22 protein-coding genes and 5 pseudogenes are annotated in these 22,654 nt (G+C 64.2%); 15 read left to right on the forward strand and 12 right to left on the reverse strand.

Annotation, left to right across the window (positions count from 1 at the left end):
• The first annotated feature begins 25 nt into the window (after positions 1-25).
• From QFZ70_RS12905 to QFZ70_RS12920, 4 genes are all read left to right on the forward strand, one after another.
• Positions 26-808: a DeoR/GlpR family DNA-binding transcription regulator gene (locus QFZ70_RS12905; RefSeq protein WP_307096126.1), complete on the forward strand. Its 783-nt coding sequence runs from the start codon at positions 26-28 to the stop codon at positions 806-808.
• Positions 809-1,020: 212 nt separating this feature from the next.
• Positions 1,021-1,659, forward strand: a complete 639-nt coding sequence (locus tag QFZ70_RS12910) for a hypothetical protein (protein WP_307096128.1) — start codon at positions 1,021-1,023, stop codon at positions 1,657-1,659.
• A gap of 193 nt (positions 1,660-1,852) precedes the next feature.
• On the forward strand, positions 1,853-2,725 hold the full coding sequence (locus tag QFZ70_RS12915) for a hypothetical protein (protein WP_307096130.1): 873 nt from the start codon (positions 1,853-1,855) through the stop codon (positions 2,723-2,725).
• Between the two features lie 11 nt (positions 2,726-2,736).
• Positions 2,737-3,396 carry a class F sortase gene (locus QFZ70_RS12920; RefSeq protein WP_307096132.1) on the forward strand — a complete coding sequence of 220 codons (660 nt, stop codon included), beginning with the start codon at positions 2,737-2,739 and terminating at the stop codon, positions 3,394-3,396.
• 39 nt (positions 3,397-3,435) lie between these two features.
• On the opposite strand, the gene QFZ70_RS12925 is transcribed toward QFZ70_RS12920, so the two are convergent.
• From QFZ70_RS12925 to QFZ70_RS12935, 3 genes are all read right to left on the reverse strand, one after another.
• Positions 3,436-3,816, reverse strand: coding sequence for a VOC family protein (locus QFZ70_RS12925; RefSeq protein ID WP_307096134.1), 381 nt, complete (start codon positions 3,814-3,816; stop codon positions 3,436-3,438).
• Between the two features lie 61 nt (positions 3,817-3,877).
• A complete protein-coding gene (locus QFZ70_RS12930) occupies positions 3,878-5,287 on the reverse strand; it encodes an amidase (RefSeq protein WP_307096135.1) in 1,410 nt (469 codons plus the stop codon).
• 310 nt (positions 5,288-5,597) lie between these two features.
• Positions 5,598-6,335, reverse strand: a complete 738-nt coding sequence (locus QFZ70_RS12935; protein ID WP_307096136.1) for a hypothetical protein — start codon at positions 6,333-6,335, stop codon at positions 5,598-5,600.
• Between the two features lie 217 nt (positions 6,336-6,552).
• Here QFZ70_RS12935 and QFZ70_RS12940 point away from each other — a divergent pair, with 217 nt between their 5' ends.
• Complete coding sequence (locus QFZ70_RS12940) at positions 6,553-7,356, forward strand: alpha/beta fold hydrolase (protein ID WP_307096137.1); 804 nt, start codon at positions 6,553-6,555, stop codon at positions 7,354-7,356.
• Positions 7,357-7,376: 20 nt separating this feature from the next.
• Here the strand turns inward: QFZ70_RS12940 and QFZ70_RS12945 are convergent, their stop codons facing one another.
• Positions 7,377-8,636 (reverse strand): S8 family serine peptidase, encoded by a 1,260-nt coding sequence (locus QFZ70_RS12945; protein WP_307096139.1) that lies wholly within the window; start codon positions 8,634-8,636, stop codon positions 7,377-7,379.
• Between the two features lie 144 nt (positions 8,637-8,780).
• Here QFZ70_RS12945 and QFZ70_RS12950 point away from each other — a divergent pair, with 144 nt between their 5' ends.
• Together QFZ70_RS12950 and QFZ70_RS12955 are read left to right on the forward strand one after the other, a co-directional pair.
• Complete coding sequence (locus QFZ70_RS12950; protein ID WP_307096141.1) at positions 8,781-9,548, forward strand: hypothetical protein; 768 nt, start codon at positions 8,781-8,783, stop codon at positions 9,546-9,548.
• A gap of 305 nt (positions 9,549-9,853) precedes the next feature.
• The gene (locus QFZ70_RS12955) at positions 9,854-10,045 is read left to right on the forward strand and encodes a hypothetical protein (RefSeq protein WP_307096142.1); all 192 of its coding nucleotides are present in this window, start codon (positions 9,854-9,856) and stop codon (positions 10,043-10,045) included.
• A 107-nt stretch (positions 10,046-10,152) separates the two neighbouring features.
• Here QFZ70_RS12955 and QFZ70_RS12960 read toward each other — a convergent pair whose 3' ends face one another.
• Positions 10,153-10,395 carry a hypothetical protein gene (locus tag QFZ70_RS12960; RefSeq protein WP_307096144.1) on the reverse strand — a complete coding sequence of 81 codons (243 nt, stop codon included), beginning with the start codon at positions 10,393-10,395 and terminating at the stop codon, positions 10,153-10,155.
• A gap of 105 nt (positions 10,396-10,500) precedes the next feature.
• Here QFZ70_RS12960 and QFZ70_RS12965 point away from each other — a divergent pair.
• From QFZ70_RS12965 to QFZ70_RS12975, 3 genes and pseudogenes are all read left to right on the forward strand, one after another.
• Positions 10,501-10,770: pseudogene (locus QFZ70_RS12965) on the forward strand (rhodanese-like domain-containing protein); the annotation flags it as partial.
• Positions 10,771-10,779: 9 nt separating this feature from the next.
• Entirely contained in the window at positions 10,780-11,163 is a 384-nt protein-coding gene (locus tag QFZ70_RS12970; RefSeq protein ID WP_307096145.1) for an ester cyclase, read from the forward strand.
• Between the two features lie 197 nt (positions 11,164-11,360).
• On the forward strand, positions 11,361-12,086 hold the full coding sequence (locus QFZ70_RS12975) for a hemerythrin domain-containing protein (protein WP_307096147.1): 726 nt from the start codon (positions 11,361-11,363) through the stop codon (positions 12,084-12,086).
• 127 nt (positions 12,087-12,213) lie between these two features.
• On the opposite strand, the pseudogene QFZ70_RS12980 reads toward QFZ70_RS12975, so the two are convergent.
• The 3 genes and pseudogenes from QFZ70_RS12980 to QFZ70_RS12990 form a co-directional block, all read right to left on the reverse strand.
• Positions 12,214-12,552 (reverse strand): annotated as a pseudogene (locus tag QFZ70_RS12980) (SRPBCC family protein); the annotation flags it as partial.
• Positions 12,553-12,571: 19 nt separating this feature from the next.
• A complete protein-coding gene (locus QFZ70_RS12985; RefSeq protein ID WP_307096150.1) occupies positions 12,572-12,709 on the reverse strand; it encodes a hypothetical protein in 138 nt (45 codons plus the stop codon).
• Between the two features lie 20 nt (positions 12,710-12,729).
• Positions 12,730-13,464: a hypothetical protein gene (locus tag QFZ70_RS12990; RefSeq protein ID WP_307096152.1), complete on the reverse strand. Its 735-nt coding sequence runs from the start codon at positions 13,462-13,464 to the stop codon at positions 12,730-12,732.
• Positions 13,465-13,773: 309 nt separating this feature from the next.
• On the opposite strand from QFZ70_RS12990, the pseudogene QFZ70_RS12995 reads away from it, so the two are divergent.
• The 3 genes and pseudogenes from QFZ70_RS12995 to QFZ70_RS13005 all read left to right on the forward strand — a co-directional run.
• Positions 13,774-13,839: pseudogene (locus QFZ70_RS12995) on the forward strand (hypothetical protein); the annotation flags it as partial.
• A 358-nt stretch (positions 13,840-14,197) separates the two neighbouring features.
• Positions 14,198-14,431, forward strand: a complete 234-nt coding sequence (locus QFZ70_RS13000) for a hypothetical protein (RefSeq protein ID WP_307097949.1) — start codon at positions 14,198-14,200, stop codon at positions 14,429-14,431.
• Between the two features lie 92 nt (positions 14,432-14,523).
• A complete protein-coding gene (locus tag QFZ70_RS13005; RefSeq protein ID WP_307096154.1) occupies positions 14,524-14,898 on the forward strand; it encodes a PH domain-containing protein in 375 nt (124 codons plus the stop codon).
• Between the two features lie 347 nt (positions 14,899-15,245).
• On the opposite strand, the pseudogene QFZ70_RS13010 reads toward QFZ70_RS13005, so the two are convergent.
• Positions 15,246-16,231, reverse strand: a pseudogene (locus QFZ70_RS13010) (nucleoside hydrolase).
• Positions 16,232-16,257: 26 nt separating this feature from the next.
• Positions 16,258-17,697: an MFS transporter gene (locus tag QFZ70_RS13015; protein WP_307096156.1), complete on the reverse strand. Its 1,440-nt coding sequence runs from the start codon at positions 17,695-17,697 to the stop codon at positions 16,258-16,260.
• A gap of 458 nt (positions 17,698-18,155) precedes the next feature.
• Here QFZ70_RS13015 and QFZ70_RS13020 point away from each other — a divergent pair, with 458 nt between their 5' ends.
• Positions 18,156-18,287: a hypothetical protein gene (locus QFZ70_RS13020; protein WP_307096157.1), complete on the forward strand. Its 132-nt coding sequence runs from the start codon at positions 18,156-18,158 to the stop codon at positions 18,285-18,287.
• Between the two features lie 712 nt (positions 18,288-18,999).
• Here the strand turns inward: QFZ70_RS13020 and QFZ70_RS13025 are convergent.
• Together QFZ70_RS13025 and QFZ70_RS13030 are read right to left on the reverse strand one after the other, a co-directional pair.
• Positions 19,000-19,746, reverse strand: coding sequence for a hypothetical protein (locus QFZ70_RS13025; protein WP_307096158.1), 747 nt, complete (start codon positions 19,744-19,746; stop codon positions 19,000-19,002).
• 364 nt (positions 19,747-20,110) lie between these two features.
• The gene (locus tag QFZ70_RS13030) at positions 20,111-21,049 is read right to left on the reverse strand and encodes an HNH endonuclease (RefSeq protein WP_307096160.1); all 939 of its coding nucleotides are present in this window, start codon (positions 21,047-21,049) and stop codon (positions 20,111-20,113) included.
• Positions 21,050-21,556: 507 nt separating this feature from the next.
• Here QFZ70_RS13030 and QFZ70_RS13035 point away from each other — a divergent pair.
• A pseudogene (locus QFZ70_RS13035) lies at positions 21,557-22,249 on the forward strand (DEAD/DEAH box helicase family protein); the annotation flags it as partial.
• Positions 22,250-22,654: the final 405 nt, after the last annotated feature.

Consider the following 22,654-nt stretch of genomic DNA (forward strand, 5'->3'; position numbering starts at 1 on the left):
CACTGCCACGGGAAGGAGACCGGGAATGCTGAGCGCAAATGCGCGGCGCGAGGAGATCTACCACCTCGCCGTCACCACCGGCCTGGCCTCCGTGGAGGAACTCTCTGCCCGGTTCGAGGTGACTGCCTCCACCATCCGCCGCGACCTTGCCCTGTTGAACGGGCAGGGCCGGCTGGCCCGCACCTACGGCGGCGCGATGGCGCTGGGCGCGCACCCGGAGGCCTCGCTGCGGCAGCGCACCGGCGAGGCGTTCGAGCAGAAGCATGCCATCGCCCGCTGGGCGGCGTCCATGATCGTGCCCGGGGAGAACATCCTGCTCGACGCCGGTTCCACCGCCGGTGCCCTGGCCCACGAACTGCGCGGTTTCGAGAAGCTGTCCGTGACCACGCCGGGCATCAACACCATGCAGGAGCTGGCCGATTCCGAGGGCATCGAGGTGGACTGCCTGGGTGGCCGGCTGCGCAGCGTTTCCCAGAGTTTTGTGGGGCCGCTGGCCGAGGCGGCGCTGGAGCGGATGAGCTTCGACCGGGTGTTCCTCGGCGCCGACGCGGTCACCGCCGAGGACGGCATCTGCGAGGCCAGCCACGAGCAGACCCGGCTCAAGGAGCTCATGGCCAGGCGCGGCAATGTTGTGTATGTGCTGGCGGACTCGTCCAAGCTCGGCCTGCGGCCGTTCCACGCCTGGGCGAGGTTGGCGTTGCCGTGGACTCTCGTGACGGACGACGGCGCCGACCCGGTCCAGGTGCAGAAGTTCCGGGACGCCGGGGTTGCGGTTGAGGTGGCTGAGGTTTCGCTGGCCGCCGGCTGAGCAGACTGCGCCTCAACTGGTTCAATGGCTGGCTCCGCCGCGAAGAGCTCCTGGCCTTTGCCTGCGATCACCCACTCAATCACCCCATAAGGTGATGGCTGGTCACCCTGCCCCGCCGTAGCTTTGCACTGTCCCCGGAACCTTTCCGAGGTCGCGGCGAATTGCCACAGCAGTCGCCGCCTGGTGCATTAGCTACTAGTCAAGAGCCACTGATGTCCTTAAGAATTCAGATTTACCTGCCGGCCGCACTCATAAAGATCTCCGCAGCAGCAGGATTCCTCTCGGCAGCCATCCTGCTGGTGAACGCAGCCAAGCGGGCGGGAGTCATCCCCACTTCACCTTTCACCCAGCTGGCCGCACCCGTCGCCCAGCTAGCCGCCATCGTGCTGGTGATCGGGATCTATGTGCTGATCTCAGGCCAAGCAGGGGCTCTCGGCGTCGCAGGCGCCGGGATCTCCGTCATCGCACTGGCTGGCCTCGTCGGGGTCGAGTTTGTCCTCAACCTCGTCTTTCCCTACGTCGATCCCAGCGTTGTCACTGCTCTCCGTGCCGGCCCATTGGGTATCGCACTGACCGCGGTCTCGATGCTGTTCCTCCTCGGCACGGTGCTCCTGATGCTGCCGCTCTGGCGCAGCTCAAGCGTGCCGAAAAGCGTGGTCGTCCTCTACACCGTGAGTGTCATTCCGATAGCTTTGCGGACTGTCTTTCCTGAGACGGTGCTGCAGCTGGGTCTGGTCGGGCTGGCAGTGGCCATTGTCGGGCTCGCCATCTGGATGCTGAGGAGCATTCCCGAAGCCGGGAGCGGTTTCCCCGTTAGGTTTGCCACAACCGGCTCTGATCTGTATTTTTAGCTCTCACAGCGGTCTTTCGGGCGGCATTCAGGTTCACTGAGGTCTCGCCGTCTTACTCCGGACGATCAGCAGTACGAGCGCCTCTCCTGTTTGGTCCAGCTGAAAGCTTCCGAGCAAAGCATGAGTTGTTCTACCGCGCGCTAAACCCGCCGGGGCCGCCCCGGCGGCCGCTTCGTGTTTTAGGGGACACATTATGACCGTTGTATCCAAATGGGTCGCTGCTGGTTCCTCAGCAGCTGTTTTCGCCGGCGGGCTCTTCCTCGGCGTTCCGACGGCTGCCGCCGCACCGGGTGAAGCCGCTTGCCTGCAGGCTTCCACGCAGTTTGAAGCGGCACTGGCCGCTGCCGGCATCACCGAGGCGACTGTTGCCCAGCTTGAGTCCTTTGCCGAGGCCGCTGCTGCTGCCGAGGCGGCATACATTGCGCTGGTCGAAGCCGCCACAGCGGGTATGGTCGCCGAGCTGGAGGAAGCGGAGGTCAACCTGGAGGACGCCATCGCAGCGACCGCCGCAGCCGAGGACGCGCTGGAGGAGGCCCAGGGCTCTGGGGATCCGGCTGTTCTCGCTGAAGCAAAGGCGGCCAAAGAAGCTGCTGAGGATGCCGAGGATAATGCACAGCAGGCCGTGGACGATTTGACGGCGGCCTACGAGGCGGCAATCACTGCGCCGGAAATCCTCGAAGCCGAGAACGCCCTCAACGCAGCGGTCGCGGAGTTCGAAACCGTGCTGAGCACCGTCACGCTAAATGAAACCTCCGCTGCCAACCTCATGGGGCTGTTCGAGGCCTTCCTGGCGGCCTGCAACCCTGACGCTATTGGCGTCGATCCTGTGGGCACGCCGCCGGGGAACACCGTGCCGACAGCCACCAACCAGGTCAGCTCGACTCCCGTCGGGGGCGGCACGGTGACAGTCGCCACCAACAAGGGCCTCAACGTGCAGACCGCCGCAGAAGTGGAGCCGGCCACGCACCCCGGCCTGGCACTTCTCGCCGGGCTCCTCGCTGCCGGCATCGCGGTACCGTCAACCGTCGCCATGAGGATGCGTCGCCTGGAGCGCAGCCGCAAGTAGGCACACGAATTTTGGAACCGCAAAAAAGGCCCAGCCAGCGCCGGCCCATCCGCCGGCGCTGGCTTGCCGTGCCTGCCATTGCCGGAGCGGGCCTGGCGGCCGCTCTTTTCCTGACGCCGTCAACCGCTGTTCCCCCGAACGACGACGTCGGCGCCGCCGTCGTGCCTTCTATTGCTCCTGCTCACGTGAGTACCCCAAGCGCCACTGCTGCCCGCAGACCGGCTCCGCCCCCAGCAGCAGCGCCCTTGAAGGTTTCGATCGAAGCCGCAGGCCTTGACGTGCCTGTGCTGCCGTTGACGCCCAGCGCGGAGGAGTTGTCTTCAGAATCGCTCGTGCCACCGCTCACGGTGGATGCCTACTGGCTCACCAGCTACGGGGTGCCGGGCGCAGGCTCGACTAACACGACGTACATCGTGGGGCACAGCTGGGACGGGCGGGATGCTCCTTTTAATCATCTCAGCGACAACAGCCTCGTAGGCAAGGCGGTCACCGTGACTACCGCGAAGGGGACGCTGAAGTACGTGGTGGACTCCGTGACGACGTACGACAAGAACACGCTCAAGGACAGCGACATCTGGAACGTGGTACCCAACCGGGTGGTGCTCATCAGCTGCTACACCCAGGACCCTTGGGGCAAGAACGTGGTGGTCACTGCCTCCCCCGCCTCTTAGCGACCCTCAAGGTTCTGATTCGGAAGCGAAATCCGCGGATCAGGGCTCGAGCCGCCTGCGCAGGAGGCAAAACTCGTTGCCCTCGGGATCGGCCAGGACGTGCCACTGCTCCTGGCCGGTCTGCCCGACGTCGGCCGGCCGGGCTCCGAGGGCAAGCAACCGTTCCAGCTCGGCGTCCTGGTCACGGTCGATGGGGTTGACGTCGATGTGCAGCGGCAACCTCCCGGCAGCCCGCGGGTTGGTGCTGGGGCTCAGGATGATGGTCGGCTGCAGGCCGCCAAACCCTGCTTCGGGCGGGCCGATCTCAATGGCACCGTCCTCCCGGTCGAGCTCGACGTAACCGAGGACGCCACACCAGAACCGCGCCAGCAGTTCGGGGTCGGTGCAATTGAGGACCAGTTCGCTGATACGGGAGACCATGCAGCCCAGTGTGTCGTAACACCTGCCGGTCCTCAACCACCGAGGACCGTGGCTGCACTACTCAGGTGAGACCGGCAGGTCTCACCGCGACGAGGCCCTCCAGCCATTCCGCGAAGTCCAGCGCCAGCGCATCCGCACCAGGGGCTGCGACAACCTGGACGGACAGGGGCAGGCCCTCGGATGACAACGCGACGGGCAGCGAAACAACAGGCGCACCCGCCATGGTCACAGCCCTGCATTGACCCATGATGTCCCAGCCATAAATGGACTTCCCGTCGATGTCCAGCTTTCCGGACACGTCGGAGGCAGGACCGCCCGCCACCGGCAGGAGGACGATGTCAGCGGTATCGAAGACCGCCAGGTCCCGCCTTCTTGCCTGTTCGGATTCGGTAACGGCCGCGTCGAGTTCCCGTGCGTCAGTGTGCAGGGAGCGCTGGATTGCCTCCAGGTTCGCAGGGAGGATCAGGTGCTCACGGCCGGCGACAGCCGCGGCGTGGTCAATCATCGGATCAATAGGTCGGAGCCGGTTATAGGCTGCCAGTGATCTCGCGAACAGGTCCGGTACCTGCGTCAACGCCCGGACTTCCGGCGCGATCAGCTCCGCCAGTGCGGCCAACATCGCTGACACTTCACGCCGTACCGGCCCCAGTGCGGAACCGTCGCTCCACGCCACCGCAACGTTACCGGGGACTGTCCCGCCAGACAGTGTCCGACCGCAGGGACGTAAGTCCGCAAGCACTGTGAGCGCCGTCCGCAGGTCCCGCACTGACCGTGCCAGCGGCCCAATGACTTGTGTGGCGGCCTGAAGCCGGGCAGCTGGTGAAGACGAGTTGCCGGTCCCGTACCAGCCGCCCGCTCCCGGAACGATTCCCAGGTCAGGAACAGTATGCGGGGTGGGCCGCAGGGCGGTGATCCCCACGCACTGCGCCGGCCACCGCAGCGATCCGCCGTAATCGGTGCCCAGCCCGAGGGCCGAGATGCCCGCAGCAACGGCGGCGGCTTCTCCCCCGCTTGAACCCCCCGCCGTCGCGCCGGGAAAGCGAGGATTGAGCGTCCGGCTCCCGACGGCGCTCTCGGTGACGGCACCGAACGCAAACTCGGGGCAATTGGTTTTGCCGATCACCACGGCGCCCGCCTCCTGCAGGCGCCGCACAGCCGTGGCAGTGAAGGAGGCAACATTTCCGGCGTATGCGGCGCTTCCGCCGGTCAGCTGCAAACCTGCCACGGCGATGACGTCCTTGACGCTGAGTGGAACCCCGGCCAGCGGCCCGGGACCCTCCCCGCAGGCCCGGATGCGGTCCACTTCCTTCGCGGCGATGGCAGCCCCGTCCCAGTCCTCCTGGATGAAGGCACAAAGAGCGGGCGCTGAATCGGCCCGTGACCGCGACTCCGCCAGGACGCCCTCGGCGGAGGCTTCACCGGCGCGGACCGCTGAGGCAAGCGCGGTGGCATCGCGAAGAGCAGTTTCCATGAACCGAATGTATCAACGCGATGTCCGCCAAAAGGACACTCCCGCGCCTGACGGTACGATCTTCCTAGCCCAGTAGGGGTGCAGCTTGATGAGCTGAAGGATTATGGGGGAAGTCTGCATGCTGGAACTGAAGGGCGGTTCCACCAGCCTGCAAAACTTCGGGCCGCGTGTGCCAGGTGCAACCGCGCCAAGGGGGCAAGGATCCCGTCGCCCGGCCAGCAGGAAAGGCTGGAACGACGACGGCGGGACTACCTCGCGCCGTCGTCCTGCGTCGGCGTCGGGGAACGGCAGCCGCTCTCCTGACTCTCTATTAGGGAACGCCGGCGGCCTGCTCCGCTGCCTGCAGGGCCTGCGAAAACCTGTCGACGGCGGGCTTGTAGTCGGCCGGGTTACCTGCGGTCCGTGCCTGATCCGCGGCGCGCATGGCCCTGATCATGGCCGCTGTTGCAGGGGACGAGGCATCGGACATCGCGGGGTAGTCGAACTGTTTCTGCGGGTCCACCTCGTAGCTGAGCCAGCGCCGCTTCAGCAGATCGTGGCGGGCAGCAGTCCTACCGAATTCCTGCACGTCCGTCAGGGAAAGGTGGTTCAACAACTCGGCATTCGCGCCAACAACCGGGGACACGGTCCTGACGGCCTCAGCCTGGCGGCCCAGAGCTTCTTCGGTTCCCAGAGCGGAAGGGGTTACTTCCTTGTGGGTGAACTCGATGTTGAACTGGTAGGCCCGGATCTCCGCGGGCGTCATGGAGTCCAGCTCGTGAGGAGATTTCCTGGTTACCGCGCTTGAGCCGCGCCGGGCAGCGACATTGCTCCGCGGGATCGGGTACAAGTACTTTCCACCGAAGAACCCGGCAGCCACTGCACCCAGGAACAGCCAGGACGGAGAATCAACGGAAGCTGTGGCAACGGCTGCGCCCACCGTGGATGCGGCCTGGCCGCCGGTGACCACCAATTTCGTGCGGCCGATCCGGTACACCTTCCGGGGACGGTCCAGCTGTTTCTCATGGAATGCCTTGCGCCTGACAGCCCATTCGCTGGCGTTGCCCACCAGTCACGCTCCTCGGTGATGATGACGGCTGCACGGCCGTCAGCGCGGACACCGGCGACGTGCTGCTGCTCGGCTTTGCCGCGGTCCACCAGACACCGGTGTAGGACTTGACCGGTACGGCCCTCCCCCACCCCAACAATATCTTGCGATGGACCAACGGAATTCCGTAGGCACATCCGCCCATTGCGTACCTCCGGTACGGGCGTATGGTTTCAGCATGGAACCGATTCGGGCCATCCTGCTTTCCGGTGCAGTGCTCCCCGCAGACCTGGCCTTCCAGCCCCTGGTTGAAGCCCTCGGGCCGGATGTGCAGGCCGTTCCCAAGGAACTCGAGCTGTACAAGGACGAGAAGCCGCCCGTCGGCTGGAGCCTGGACACCGAGGTGGAGGGCGTCCTGCGGGAAGCCGACGCACGGGGCTGGCAGACGTTCCACCTGGTGGGTTATTCCGGCGGTGGCGCGGCCGCCCTGGCCTTTGCTGCCAAGCACCCCGAACGGCTGCAGAGCCTGGCCCTGCTGGAACCGGCCTGGGCCGGCACCTGGGACTGGAGCCCTGCCTACACCGAACACCGGAAAAAGTACCAGGAGCTGGAGGCGCTCCCGCCGGAGCAGTTCATGACCGCCTTCATGAGGCTGCAGGTGAAGCCCGACGCCGTCCTGCCGCCGCAGGAGCAAACTCCCGCACCGCCGTGGATGGCCCGGCGCCCTGCCGGGATCAGGGCGTTCCTGGAGACCTTCAAGGGCTACGATCTGGATAGGTCACGGCTGGCCGCCTTCAGCAAGCCGGTGTTCTTTGCCCTCGGCGGCCTGAGCCATCCGGATGAATACGGAGAAATGGCAACCCGCCTGGCCCGGGTTTTCTTCCCCGACTTCCATCTGGAGGTCTTCCCCAGGCGCCACCACTTCGACCCGCCGCACCGGGTGGAGCCGGAGCGGCTGGCCGAAGGGCTCCGCCGGCACTGGGCAGCCGCGGAAGGACAGCCCGAACCGCGGCACGAAGCCACAGAATCCCGGACCCACTGATCCGGCAAAGCTCGCAAAAGCTACCGCACGGCGTTGTAGGTGTTCACCCGGCCATTGGCCCAGAACGTGCCTGTGCCGGGAATCTTGTCGGCGGTCGATTGCACCTTGGCGCGGACTGAGGTGGCCGTAGCACCGGGATTGGTGCTCCAGACAAGCGCCGCCGTTGCCGACACGATCGCCGAGGACACGGATGTTCCGTTGCCGATGTCGTATTTCTGTGACCGGTTGTTTGGCTTCTCCAGGGTGAACGGGTGGTTCGGGAACGTGGAGTAGACGTTGACCCCCGGCGCCGCGATGTCCACCCAGCTGGCCCCGTAGGTTGAGAAGTCCGCTTTGGCATCCTTGTTGTCAGTGGCGGCGACGGCAATGACATAGGGGTAGCCGGCCGGGTAAATTTGCGTTTGGTTGCCGCCGTTGCCGGCTGCTGCGACGAGCACCACGCCTTTGCTCCAGGCGTTGTTGACGGCTGCTTCCAGAGTTCGCGACGCCCGCACTCCGAGGCTCATGTTGATGACCTTCGCGCCGTTGCTGACCGCCCAATTGATGCCGTTTGCCAGGCTGGAGCTGGATCCAACGCCGCTGTCATTGAGCACCTTGCCCGCCAGGATGGTGCATCCCGGACACACGCCGGCCACACCGAGGCCGTTGTTGGCGATGGCGGCCACGGTGCCTGTCATGTGCGTGCCATGGCCATAAATGTCGTCTGGACTGGCGGCTCCGCTGAAATTGGCCCGTGCAACTACCTTCGATGAAATGTCCTCGTGGTTAAGGTCCACACCGGAATCAAGGACGGCAACCTTGATTCCGCTGCCCATGGTGGTGGCCCATGCTTCGACGGCGTCAACATCGGCGTCCGGTGTGCCGCCGGCAACATCTATCCGGGACGGCGAGGTAGGCGTGGCGGTGCCGTAGTTATTGGTGAATGACTGACCTACGTTTTGCAGCGCGTACTGGCTGCCGAAGAAGGGGTCGCTCGTGAAGGCAGTAACAACCTGGTCCGGCTCAACGTACTCCACCGCAGCGTTCCGGCTAAGAGCTTCAATGAGCTGTAATTCCTTGCCGGCCGGCACCACAATGGAGCGTGCGCCGGTGCCGCCGATCTCGGCACCCTCACTGAGGCCATGCCGGCGCAGCACCCCCGCCGCGGCGGCGTTGTCGCGGAACTTGACGATGATCTGGCCAGCCGGAGATGAGGGCGCTGCATTAGCCGGGACTGTGCCGGTGATTGCGCCCAACACCACTACTACAACCGCGAAGCCCGCGAGGGAGACTTTTTTCATAGGGTTCATCTTGCGCCTGCCCGCACTTGCTGGATAGGGGTAAAAGCCCCAAAGTCTTGGTGGGGCGTGCTGCTGCATTCCGCTGCAAGCCGCCGGGTTTGAAACAATGGACGCTGCAGCATCCAGCAACCAAAGGGGCACGTCGTGGTGAACAGAATCGCCGTGCGCCGCCGGCACCGCGCCCGCAGGCTGCTCTTGGGTCTTCTCCTGCTCGGAGGGCTCGCGTCAGTGCTGGCACTCCTCGGCCCGGGCCTGCTCACCGGATTGCGCGCTGGGGACGGTTCACTGCTGTGGCGCCCGGACTGCGTCGTCCAAACCTCGGAGGGGGAAGTCGGGCTCGATCGTGATGCAGCGAAGAGGGCCACCACAGCGGTGGCGCTCCAGGCCCGCGGGATGGCAGCTCCGGACACCGCGAGCGTCGACGCGGCGGTGTTGCAGCGGCTGGCCGACGGCCCACCCGGCGACGCCGGCCCTTCCCTGGCTTGCCGGGGCTCGGCGGCCCGCGACCTGCCGGTAGAAGACATAGGTGCCAACGGCCTGACACCGCGCGCCGAGCGGTTGCGTGTGGCGATGGCGGAGGTGTTCGGCGAGCAAAGCCTGGGCGGATTCGCCCCGGGTGGCGTGGACCAGGGGCACGGAGCGGACTCGACGCACTACGACGGCCGGGCAATCGACGTCTTCTTCCGCCCGGTGACCGAGGAGAACCGGCGTCAGGGGTGGATCCTGGCTCACTGGCTCGTCGCTCACGCCGAGGGCTTGGACGTCCAGTACGTCATCTTCGATGACCGGTTCTGGAGCGCACACAGCTCCCGCGGGCAATGGCGGGATTACGACGCACCTGAACCCGGAAACGAAATCCTGCGCCACCTCGACCATGTCCATGTGGACGTGCTGGGCGGAAGACGGGACTAAGGGACCGGCCCCAACCCTCCAGGACCAAGCCCCGCGCCGGGAGGCCGTCCTGCCCTATGGCCAAATGGACTAACACCATTCCAGTGTGAGGCTTCACAGGTTTGTGTGGCGCGCGCCACTGCGTCCACCCACCCAAGCGCGGCCACCAAAGCCATCCCCAACCGCATCACCCACGCTCTTCATGAGGGAACCCACTCATAAGCGATGTCTTATCGGCCATCAACGGCGTTATCTGGAGCGACTGGCTCGTCTGTCTCTGCCTCGCCACCGGCGTCTACTTCTCCGTCCGTACCCGCTTCCTGCAGGTGCGCCACGTCAAGGGAATGGTCCAGCAGCTGTTGAACGGTGAGAAGTCCGCCGACGGCGTCTCCTCGTTCCAGGCCCAGCGCTTCCTCCTGGGCACCTCATCGAACAGGATGATCCCCGGCATCACCGGGGCAACCTTCTGGGAGTCCTACAAGACGGTCCAGCGCGAGAAGGAATCCGCGCGGAGCTAGTTCACCGATTTACCAAAAATGCCGGAACGACGACGGCGGGACTCGCTCCCGCCGTTTCCGCCGGAGAACGGCAGCCGCGGCCCGGATTCAGCCGGCCGCTCCTTGGCTTAGTTCTCCCGTAGGTCGTCCGCCACGCGGCGGAGGTCCTGGACCCACCCGGTTGAGCGGCTCGGGGCACTTATGCCGGCTTCAAAGTTCGCGAGCGATTCCGCTATCAGTTCCAATGCTGCCGAAATGTTGACCTTGAGCGCAGCATAGCCTTCATCCGAGCGGGGGTCCGACGAAGAGGATAACAGCTGCTCCGCTCCGGACTTGATGATCAATGAGGCTTCGTACTCGTTCACAGTCACACCCGCGCTTCTTCCGGAAATGGGACGGTACAGAAACCGCCCCGCCAGCCCCACCTTACCTGCGTAGCTTGCCCAACAAACAGGTGCAACTTGTTCCAAGCTGGCGACGCAGCCATGGTCCTGGACGTCCGCAACCGGACCGAGCATGCCGGCGGGCACATCCCCGGATCCCGCCAGATCAGCGGGGGCCGCGCCATGTGGCACCTCGACGAACTTCCCGCCGAAGGAACCATCGTGACCTACTGCCAGGGCGGCGTCCGTAACTCCGTAACCGCCAGCGCCCTGCGCCGCGCCGGGTACGACGTCGTCGAGCTCGACGGCAGCTACGCCGCCTGGCAGCAGGCCCGCGAAGCGATGCCCGACAACGAGACGTAACGTTGTGCAATGACTGAGTCGGTTGAGCACAACAAGCGCGTCGTTTCCCTGCTGATCGAAGCCATAAGCCGCGGGGACCTGGCGGCGTTTGACGAGTTGTATACCCCGCGGGCAGCGCCCAGAGCCAGGCAGTGGGTGGAACCCTTCCTCCAGTCTTTTCCGGACGCCGCCATGGACATCATCCAGATGGTCAGCGAAGGCGATACCGTCGTGGCCCGGTTACGGTGCTCCGGGACCCATCGCGGTGTCTGGCGCGGGCATTCCCCCACGGGCCGGCGGTTCGAGCGGGTGGATGAGGTGTACTTTTTCATCTTCCGGGACGGGCTCATCGACGGCGGCTGGGGCATCGAGGACAACCTGACGCGCTTCCGCCAGCTCGGCCTTATCGGCTGATACATCTCCCGGGTTCCGCCCAGAGGCAGCAGGGAAAGGCTGGAACGGACGACGACGGGACTACCCTGCGCCTGAAGCTTCCGTCCGGCCGCGGGCCAGCTCCGTTCCCGGTGCCATTGTGCGGTGTAGGGGCACCCGATACGATGCTGCCGGGGAGAGGTCCTGGTCAGGCATGACGAGCGTTAGGGGCCCATCCAATGACCGACTTCTTCACCATGCAGCCCGGCGAAACCGCGGCTCCCCTGCCACCGGGGCCTGTCCTGTGCACGGGGTCGGCGGGCATGCGGCGCATCCACCGCTTTTTCCTATGGGCGTATGACGAGGCTCCTGGACTGGTGCGCTCAGTCCGGGCCGGCGATACCGCTCGCGCCGCGTACGTGGGGGAAGTCCTCGGCAACTTCGACAAGGTGCTCCACATCCACCACGAGGGCGAGGACCTGCTCATGTACCCGCAGCTGAAGCAACGGGCGCCTGCGTGTGCGCTGCACGTAGGGCAGATGCTCCAGCAGCACCGGCAGGTTACGCAACGGCTTGAGGTCATCGAGCCGGTCCGCCTGCGTTGGATGGCGACGGCGGATCAGGAGCAGGGTGCGGAGCTGGCCGCGCGCTATGAGGACCTCTCGGCAGTCCTCAAGGTGCACCTGCGGCGCGAGGTCACAGAGGTGATGCCCGTCGCGGACAGGGTGATGACCGAGGAGGAGATGAACGGACTGGGGCAGCACAGCATCGAGCAGTTCGACAAAAAATTCCTGGTCACCTATCTGGGGATGGTGCTGGCCACGAACCCGCCCGCGGACCGGAGGGAGTTGTTCAACGAGATCCCCGCGCCGGTCCGTCTGGGCTACCGCCTGATCGGGCGCAGAATGTACCGGAAACAGTACTCGACGCTCTTCCCGGGACGCCCGGTTCCCGAGACCCTTTAGCCTGCGCGGCCGGCTAACCTCCACAGCCATTTCGGAAGACGGAAGCGATAACCAGCACTTCTGGAGAGCCTCATCGGGGCGCGGCGGCTCGGGCTGGACACCTCGCAGGGATGCAGCAGTTCCACTCCTAAAACCGGGCCTCTGCTGCAGGGGATTCTGCGATCTGCTTGATTGCGGCGAGGGTTTTCGGGATCCCGTCGAGCGCCTGCCGGGTGCGGTCGGCGATCTGGGCATGCGCGTCGTCGCCGAACTTTTCCTCGAACATGGCGATGCCGGCCGGCAGGAATTCCCACGTCTCGGTCAGAATCGTCCCGGCGTCTGCCGGAGCCAGGGTGAAGCCCCAGCGGACAAAGCTGCCGCCCACCACCCAGGCGAACTCGCGGCCGCGTTCGGCAGCCACCACCTGGGACCGGGTCTCCCAAGTCCGCTCCGGCAGCTCATTGCGCCCGGTGAACCAAGCGCCGACCTGCCCGGCGCTGGCGTCGTCATCCCACCAGCACGAGGTGCAGACCGGACTCCACTCGCCGGTGGCGGGTGATGTCGGAGACCAGGTCGTAGAGCGTCTCGGCTGAGGCCTGGACGGCGACGGATTCCTGGTGTTGGCGGATGCTGATCGGATTCATGGATTCATCCTTTGAGACGGTCATTTCTTCTGCCGCCGGCTGCCGCCGTGCCAGTCTTCCTGCTGGCCGACTATATCGGCGCTGGCTCCAAAGGCCGGGAGCTGCGGCTGCTCGCGCAGGCTTCGCTTGAGCTCCGCAAAACCGGGGAAGCGTGCCAGCCCCACCACGTGGTCCCACAGCTCGGCGGCGGAGTCTTCGTCCGGCAGCCGGCTGATCACCGGCCCGAAGAAGGCCACGCCTGCGGGCGGCTCGAAGTGGATGATGGGCGTGCCCACGTCCTTGCCCGTCAGACCCAGCGCCTCATCCGTCTCCTGCCGGATCTCGCGGTCCCAAGACTCGTCGTCGAGCGCTTCCGCCAGTGTCAGGGGCAAGCCGGCCTCGGTGAGGATGGGCTCCACGAACTTCCGCGTCCCGCGCCGCTCACGCACCTCGCCCTCTGTGCGCTGGTCCGTGTCCGGGGCAGTTTCGAAGATGTGGTTCCCGAAGGCTTCATACAGCCGGGCGATCGGCTCGCGGCCATGCTCCGCCCGGGCCTTGGCCGCCACGCGCAGAAGCCGGAGCCCGGCCGTGTGTCCGGCTTCGTACTCCGGCGGAAAATGAGCGTCATAGTCAACCTCGGCGTTCACTTGGCGCAGGGAGATGAAGCGCCAGTCCACGGTGTAATCGCGCTGCGCCTGCACCTGCCGCACCCATTTGCTGGTCATCCAGGCGAAAGGGCAAACCGGATCGAAATAGAAGTTGATGTCGGCATTCATCCGTCCACCCTTGCACCGGCAAGTGACGCACGTCTAATCGATTCCCACGGACCCGGCCGCTTGCACTGTCACGATGGTTGTCATGATGAGGGGCGGTCGACGCTTGCAGCTTGTCCAACAAACGCATCAGACGTTGCACTAGGCTGGAATCCCCGGACCCACCACCAGCAAGCGAGGCATAACGTGCACCAGGACGCCGCCCGGTTCCTGTCCCAGCCGGTGGCCGCCCAGCCCGGCTCACCCCTCCGCGTCGCGGTGTATTCCCGGATCGCCGAAGCCATCCGCAACGGCCTCCTCACGCCCGGTTCCATGATCCCCACCGAAACCGAACTCGGCACAGACATGAAAGTCAGCCGCACCGTGATCCGCGAAGCCCTCATGCTGCTCGAGGAGGACGGGCTCATCAGGGCAAGGCGCGGCGTCGGGCGCTTCGTCTCGGACACGCTCCCCCACATCGGCATCGAACGCATCCGCCCCTTCGAGGAAGTCCTCAGCAGCCCCAGCCAGCAGCTCGAGGTCAAGCGCATCCAGGTGGTACGCCAGCCCGCGTCCGAGTTCGCCGCCCCGGGCGTCGGCGTCGAACCGGGCACCGACTGCTGGCTCTGGGAATCGGTCCTGATCCGCGACGGCGAAGCCATCGCCCACCTGCAGGAAAAACATCTCCGCCCAGCCCGTCAGCCTCGGCAAAACCGCCTCCGCGCCCCTCGATATAAAGGACGACGGCGGCGCCACCTTGCTTGCCGAGCTCAACACCCAGCTGGGCCGGCTGCCCGGGCCGGGCGAGTGCCAGATCAGCCTCAGCCAGGTGGGCCCCAGCCGTGCGAAGCTGCTGGACCTGCGGCCGTCCGATCCGGTGTTGGTCTTCACCCAGTACGTTCGATACGGCAAGCAGCCCTTTTACCTGGCCAAGTGTCTTATCGCCGCCAGGGCCGGGCACCTCTCCGTGATGCAGTCGCTGCAGTCCTAACACGGGCAGCGACATAGGCGCGTCGGAACCCCGTCTGCCACGGCTTTGAGAGACTAACCCAGTCCGTGAACCAAGGAAAAGGGGGCCTTCTCATGGAGGCAGCAGCAGTAACCACGTGGATGTTCGTCGAAGAATGTCCCATTCCGCATGACGTCATGGAGTTGATGCTCCCGGGCGAGCAGCCGGTTTCCGCCTACAGAACGTTCCGGGACAGTGCCATTTTCACCACCAAGCGGATGATTGTGCGCGACGCCCAGGGCATCACCGGAAAGAAGGTGGAGGTGTACTCGTTGCCCTACTCGGCTATCAACATGTGGTCCTCCGAGAACGCCGGCAAATTTGATCTCGACGCCGAGTTGGAGCTGTGGACCAGGGCAGGCCACATCAAGATCAAGGTGGGCAAGAAGGTGGACGTTCGCCGTCTCGACATGCTGATCGCGCACTCGGTGATCGGCTCGCAAAACTAGAGTCCCTCAGGAGCGGAACTGGTGGGAGGGCCGCACTCCGGTGCTGTCGTCCCGCTTTTCTGTGTCCTGGTCAGATCACCCGCCTGACGGCCCCACCCAGGCGCTGAAGTCGCCCCTTCTCCCTTCGCCGCGTTGATCGTCATCCTTGCCACACCGACGACACCGCCGATACACGGCTCCATCCTCGGCATGTTCGAGATGCCATTCATGCCGAATGTTCAACTTGCACAGCAGGGCCTGGATCATGGCAGCCTCCGATCCAAATCGCAGTGCTCTGTACTTCCAATCATGGCCCTAGCGCCGTCCCTGCGGAACTGGCAGTTTGGACTCAACCAACAGGGACAGGCTCAACCAACGGGTACCGGCTCACCCACCGGCTGCAATGTCAGCAGCGTCTCCACCAGGTGCGGGGCGAAGTCCTCCTCGAGCGAGAGCACCACGCGGCAGCGCGCGCCAGCCACCAGAGGGTATCCGGCATACAGTCCGCGGAGATCGCAGATGGTATGGCCGCGTCCCGGCCCGTCAGAGGTGTCGACGGCGGCCCGCACCACGGGCGCAACGGAAGCCGTCACAGCGCCAACAGCGAGCGCGGCCGCCAGCGGATCGTGCATCGCGAGCAAGGCCGGCCGTAAATGTCCTCGTAGAACCGGAAGTAGTGACCGAGCATCTCCCCCAGCACCCGCGCCACCGGCGATGAAGACTCCAGCAGCAACTGCCGGTGCGTTTCCTCCAAGACAGACGCCATGGTCACATCCAGCGGCACCAAGGTCACGTCCCAGTCGGCGGCCAGCACCAGGGCGGCGGCCTCGGGGTCGTGCCAGATGTTGGCCTCGGCCACGGGGGTGATGTTCCCCGGAGCCAGGGCCGCCCCGCCCATCACCGTGACCGACTCCACCAAAGACGGCAAGGCAGGCTCGAGTCGGAGGGCCTCCGCGATGTTCGTCAACGGACCAATGGCCAGCACCTTCAAAGTCCCAGGGTACAAACGCGCCAACCGGACCAGCATCTCAGCCGCGGACTCCCCCACAAGGGAGGCAGTCGCCGTCGTAAGCGTTACCCCGCCGATCCCGTTCTCGCCGTGCACCCACGGCGCCCCGCCGCCGAAGGACCCGGCAAGGGGGTGGTGCGCACCAAGGGCCACCGGCACATCATCGTATCCGGCAAGCGCCAGCAGGTCCAGGGTGTTGCGGGCGCCGGCGGCCGCGCTGACGTTCCCGCTGACAGTGCCAATACCGACCACATCAGCAAAAGGGGACGCCAGCAGGTAGGCCAGGGCGAGGGCGTCGTCGATGCCGGTGTCGCAGTCCAGGTAGAACGGGGAGGGGGTGGTCATGGTGGTTCTCCTACAGTGAAAGGGGGTTAGACGGTCTCGCCCTTGGGGGCGGCGACGAAGAGGCTGACGATGAACGCGGCGGCGGTGATGGGCACCGAGATCCGGAGGGCGGTGGCGTACCCGGCGGCGGTTGCCTGGGCGGCGAAGGGCGCCACGAGGACGACGCCGAGGCTCGCCCCGATGCCGAAGGAGGCACCGTTGATGCCGGGCAGGGCGGCCGGGGCTCCCTTGGGTGAGAGCAGCACCGAGAGCCCGTTGATGGCGGTGAGGAAGAAGCCGTTGTAGAAGATGCCCAGGGCCGCGACGGCGATCAGCACCGCTGCCTGGTTGTCGGAGAAGGTGGCTGCGGCGATGGCGCAGGCGAGGCTGAGCCCCGTGCCGAACCGGAGGGTCCTAATCCAGCCGCGGCGGTCGGCCAGCCAGCCGGCCAGCGGTGCGGCAAAGACGCCAATCAGCGCGGCGGGGGTGAGGAACAGCAGCGCCGATATGGAGGCGGTGAGCCCGAAGCCGCCGTGGGGGTCCTGGCTGAGCAGCACCACGGTGAAGTTGATGATGGCGAAGATGCCGGCCAGGGTGAGGACGGTGGTGGCGATGACCGGCCACACCTGGCGGGAGCGCAGGTGGTGCACGGCGATCAGCGGGTGGCTGCGGCGCTTCTCGATGATCCAGAAGGCGGCGAAGGACGCGGCGGTGCCGGGCAGCAGCGCCAGCGTGCCGGGAGCGGTCCACCCGGCGGCCGTGCCGCCGGAGACGAAGTAGGTGGTGAACACCAGGAACAGCGAGAGGGAGCCGGCGCCCCACCAGTCCATGGCGCCGCGCACGCCCTGCGGCCGTCCGGCCGGGACGATTTTGATGATGCAGGCGGCGGCGATGGTGGTGAGTACCAGCACGACGACGAAGATGGACCGGAAGCCGAGGGTCTCGGCCATGAGCCCGCCCACGTAGCCGTCAACGCCGCCCACTCCCCTGATGATGGCGGCGATGATGCCCACGGAGGTGCCGAAGACCTTGGCGTGCAGGTTTTCGCTGAGCACGATGTAGGCGAGGGCGAAGACGGCGCTGGAAACGCCCTGCAGGAACCGGCCGGTGACCAGCAGCGGCAGCGTGGGGGCGGTGATGCAGAGGACGGTGCCGGCGCCCATGATCCCGAGGACCAGGAGCAGCGCGGCGCGGCGGCCGATGAAGTCGCTCCACCGGCCGATCACGGGCCCGGCGATGGCGCCGGCCAGGAAGAACATGGACTGGACGGGGGCAGCGCTGTCCGCACCCTGGCCGAATTCGGCGGCGATCTGCGGCAGCGCAGGGGTGACCATGCTGGCGTTGAGCTGGAAGGACAGCACGCCCAGCAGCAGGGTGGAGATCAGCAGGGCGGCGCGGCGGCCGGCGAATGTCGTTTCGTCGAGACGTGCGACGGCGGTGCCTCCTTCCGCGGGAGGCGCGACTGCGACAGGGGTTGGGGTGTTCACCTCAAACTCCTTTGTTCGAGCAGAAGGGATCGACTTTCGCGGCAAGACCGACGACGGCGACAGTAACCGCATGTCCGACGTCCGCCGAGCCTTCAACAGCCCCTTCTGGCCGTTGTGCTGGCGTCTACGTCGGTGGGCCAGGGGGCATCGACTTCCATTGGTGGGCGCACTCCGTCATCCACTGGAACGTGCCGGGCAACCCGGTTGATTTCGAACAGCGCGAGGGACGGGTGCACCGGCATCTGGGACACGCGGTGCGGAAGAACGTCGCGGAGGCCCACGGGGGCTGAAGTGCTGAAGCCCGCAGTCACGGACCCACGGGCGACCCTGTTCTCCGTTGCTGCCGCTGATGTCGCCGCGCACCCGGAGAATTTGAACACGGAGTTCGCTCCGCACGGGACTACCCCGGCGATCACAAGATCCAGCGAAGGCTCCTGGACCACCCGTTGAGTCGCGACGTGCCACGGACCAAGCACATGCTGGCAGGGCACGCGAAGTACCGGCTGACTCTGGGGCAGGCCCAGAAGGACGACCTGCTGGGGCTAATCAAGGATGGGGCGGGGATCAAGCCGCTGAATTCACGGGCGTAGTGCACTTGAGAGCGTGCGTTAGCGCCGTTTCCCCGTCCCTTGAGATGTTCCCAACCTGACGCGCCACCAGCCAGCATCGGTCTCCATATCTTGGCGTGGGTTGTCCTGAAAGAACGACCAGTGATCTCCACTCCTCATGCGACTCTTCGGACCTGGATATACTTCAGATGCTTTTTTGGTAGGCAGCGTTACGGGGCGTTCTCGCTCAGAAGCTACTGGCTTTTGGGTTTGAGATGGGGAATTAGATTTTGATGTCCCCGTTAGAACCACGCCTTTTCCTCGGGCGACCTTGGATTTCCTCGGCTTCCGTCGAGAAGCCGTATTGACAGCAGCCTTTCCGGACCCCGGGCACAAGCTGCCATCTCTGGCTGTGTGCGCAATAACCTTGCCCGCCACAGGCTTTGCGGTCAAAGATTTGCTGCATACTTGGTAGCGCCATCCGAATTCCTTCAACCGATCTGTCCGCGCCACTCTTCCTCCATAAAATCTTGATGGATGTACCTACATCAACAAGCCGCAGGTTGAGCCGAACCTTGAGATTCAATCACTAAGGCATTCAGCTTCGCCGGTTCAGACCTCAACGGTGAAAGTCTGTTTTCGCTTGCGACCGTCAATCCTTCCGGCCTGACGAAGATGACCAGTCCACGGTTCGTCTGGCTTAGGGGCCGGTCGAGGAATTCTCCGTGGGTCGGCTATCGGCCGTGGATCCGCCTCATGCCGGACGGATACGTCCGCCCGCCCCCACCAAGCTCAGCCACTCCAGATCCCCTCGGGCCCGATTCGCAACTCCGATCATTGCGTCGAGAATCGATTCGGGAAACGGCGAGGCCCCAAGATCCTCGGCAACGTCAGCAAGGATCGCATCAGCGACGCGCGGGCTTAGCTCCGTCGAACTTGCGGCCTGGCACACCGAATAGCGGAAGGCATCCGCTTGCAGGCCCCGCCGGATACTAACGGTGCATTCGCCAAGGCTCGTTTCGATTTCCATCGAGGCCACCGAGCGACCTTCGCCTAGCCTGAAATCACTTATCCCGACGGCCGCAGTGCTTCCCAGGCTCGTGCATGAAGCCCAGACCCGATTCAGGATTGCCTGCCGCCGTATCAAGTCAAACGCTTTGCCCACCTCACTGGCTTCAAGGTCTCTTCCTTCCGTCTCGACGCCGGCTCCAGAGAATCTGATTGGCGGATGGATTCGATCCTCGCTTGCGAAATGGACTGAGGTTCGTGAAAGCTCGAAATGATAGCACTCGCCTCCTACCGCCACCTCGCCGCTAAGTGCGCTATCCAAATACAACCGCTCATTTTTCAACTCACCGACCACTCCGGAGTCCTCCATAAGATCGATGCACCATTCGTAGAACTTCTGCTCGTCTGGCCTAACGAACTGCTGGTAGTCCTCCACAGTCAGGGCTGGTGGCGCCAATCTCCGAGGCGAACTCTCGGCGGCGGGGAAGGTCATTAGACGCCTAGGCCCAAGATATTCGCCGCCGACGGCCCGTCGTGCCTCCGATTCATTTGGACCCGCTGTCATGCGTCGATCGTATTGCAGCGCGCAGCCCGTAATGCAAAGGCTCGCGGACCAGCCTTCCAATCTGAAAGTTCCAGACAGGTGGTCTGTCGCGGAGCTTCATCGCGAAGGAGAGCGTTAGCGGGCCGCGAAGCGAGAGGATGGCCACCCATCGGCGCCGCTACGCGCGACGTGCGATTCAGAGACGGGCCGAGAGGCATCAGCCCAGGCTCGCGTGGAGGCGCAGGCAAGCCTGGGCTGATGCCTTTCGGCAGTCAAAAGGCCTGCTACTCACGAATTCGGACACCACAAACCTCTAGAACGAAGCGATAGCTCGGAATTCAGCGTGATGCAGAGCCAAAATGCCCGCGATCTTGGGCTTCTTCGGAACTTTTAGTTCGACCCCCGCGAGTTCAGCATAGGCCGTAACGTGCACGAGGTGCGGAGACACTTCCACACGCCACGTGCTGGGGTTCACGGACAGCAGCTTCCTGTCGAATAGCGCATGGAGATCCCGTCTCAGGAGCAGACCCGCGTTGAAGTCATGCAAGCCGTGTTCTGCATATTGAACGAGATGGGCGGCCTCAAGGCCCGCGTGAAAGCTTGGCCCAGACATTGCACAGTTTTCGCCGTACATTTCCAACAACTTTGCTCGGAAACCCGCTTGACCGACGCGAGCTCTGATCGTCGCTTGACCAAACCCGCTGGGCAACACTAGTTCCGTTCCGGTGTCGGCCAGCTGACGAACGCCATTTCCTAAGGAAACTTGATCCAACGCTTCAACGAATGCATCCCAGTTTAGATAACGAAGACTCAGCTGTTCTTTGGGGTTCCTACAGACAGACCGTAGGACGCTCCCAGGCAAGAGCCCCCGAAGGTCAAGCCAGTTTCCGGCATGATTGGACCGGTAGGCTGTCACCTCTTTAGTCGTCTGCTCGGGCTCGTCAAATTGATGAAAACACGTGTTGCAACGCCACTTGGGGGACTTTGTGGATCGCGCTTTGAATGTCTGACCGCGGCAGCTTGGGCAGTGGAAATAGACGTTTACGACCTCCTCTTCGTGAATCGACTCGATCTTCGAAGCGCCTAGTAAGACTGACTTGTTCCACAGAACCACCAAGTCTCCGGCTTTCAGTAATTTGTGGCGCGGAACCGTAGAATCCCAGGAGTAGTGTTCCGCGGGGAGATCGTCGTAACCTCCATTTCCGCCATGAACACGGTTCTCACCCGCCGCCAAGATCAGCCATGCAGTCACAGCGGATTGCCCCAGACCAGTACATGTGTAGGCGAACTGAACCTACGCATGCCATTTCCTATGGGCATGGGCGTCACTCTTTCTGCTTAAACCGCAATGTGATGAATCGGTTCTAATCTAATGGTTCTCCTACACTTGTTACTGCTCTTACGCTAAAAATTGGTTTGTGCCCACTGACACCGCTTCTCCAGTGTTGCGAGGCTAGGGCCTTCGCCGGAGAAGGCACCACATAGACTTCATGCACCAGCTGAGATCATCTTGACGCTCACCGAAACCCCTTAATGTGGGCTGACACTCGAGGCGCTCCTAGATCGATGAGCCAAAATTTCGCTTCACACAACTAGGCTCATGAGGAAGCACAGTAAAGGAAAATCTGGGGACGCAATGGGGCAAAATTTCATACGTAGGGCCATGTCCCGACTCATACCGCATAGGCGGACAGGCGGTGGGGGCCTGCTCGGGCAGGTAGCGCTTGACCAAACGCGGCAGGCGGACTCGGCGACGCCAATGTTCGGCGGGGCCGAAGTAGATGAGCCCGTTCCGGCGCATTCCGGCTCTTCGCACACCGTCCTGACACGCGACTTTCCTGGAATTGCCAGGGAGGAACAGAACCAGGCACCAGCAGTGGCGGGCGGCGTTCAACTCGAACACCTCAGTCCGGCACTCCATCAAGCAACTTCTGAGGAGGCGAAGCGGACCATCGCTGAGCCGCTCCATCCGACGACGCCGTCCGAGGTGGAAGCCTTACCACGCATTGAGCCCGCGCCTTTTGATCCACTGGAATACCCCGACGCTCATGCCTGGCAAATAGACGCCCTCGACGCATGGCACAAGAATGGGCGACGTGGAGTGGTAGAAACACTGACTGGCGTCGGTAAGGTCCGACTTGGTTTGCTCGCCACGGTCGAAGCTCTTCGCCAAGGCATTAAGGTCCTTATTCTCGCTCCTAGCCCCCAGCTTCAATCTCAGTGGCTTGACCAACTCGAGCTGCACCTTCCTACCGTCCGGACCGGCGCCCCCGAAACTGACGGCCCCGGGTCGGCCGCCCGCGTCGATGTGCTTGTGGCCTCCGCCACCTCAACTGAACTTGAACGGAACGTCAGGAGCCACAAGGCGGGTTTGGTCATCGTCGATCAATGCGACCAATGGGTTGTTCCGGCGTGGGTGGCAGCGGAACCTCAAAACGATTGCAATTGGCGGCTAGGGCTGACGGATCTCTGGGAAGAGCCGTACTCCGCAGATCAGGAGTATCGGGACCAGCTCTTCGGCGGCATCGTATATTCGCTTCCGTACGACCAGGCGTTAAAGGACGGCGCCATTGCCCCATTCGAAGTTACCCTCGTGGGCATAGACCTTGCACCCGGAGAATTACAGAAGTACCACGAGCTGTCTGAAGACATGACGGAAGCCGCGCGCTACCTCGACCAATACGCGAATGTCCCAGGGAGTCCCTTCCAAAAGTTCGCCGTCCAAGTGGCCGCACTCGCCAGGGAGCCCGAATTAAGACCCGTTACAGTTCTGGCCCGGAAATACATGAATTTCAGGTCCTCCCGACTCGCACTTCTGACCGAGACGAAGACTAAACGCCAGGCACTCGCGACGCTG

The sequence above is a fragment of the Arthrobacter sp. V1I9 genome (assembly GCF_030817075.1).
Classification (GTDB): domain Bacteria; phylum Actinomycetota; class Actinomycetes; order Actinomycetales; family Micrococcaceae; genus Arthrobacter.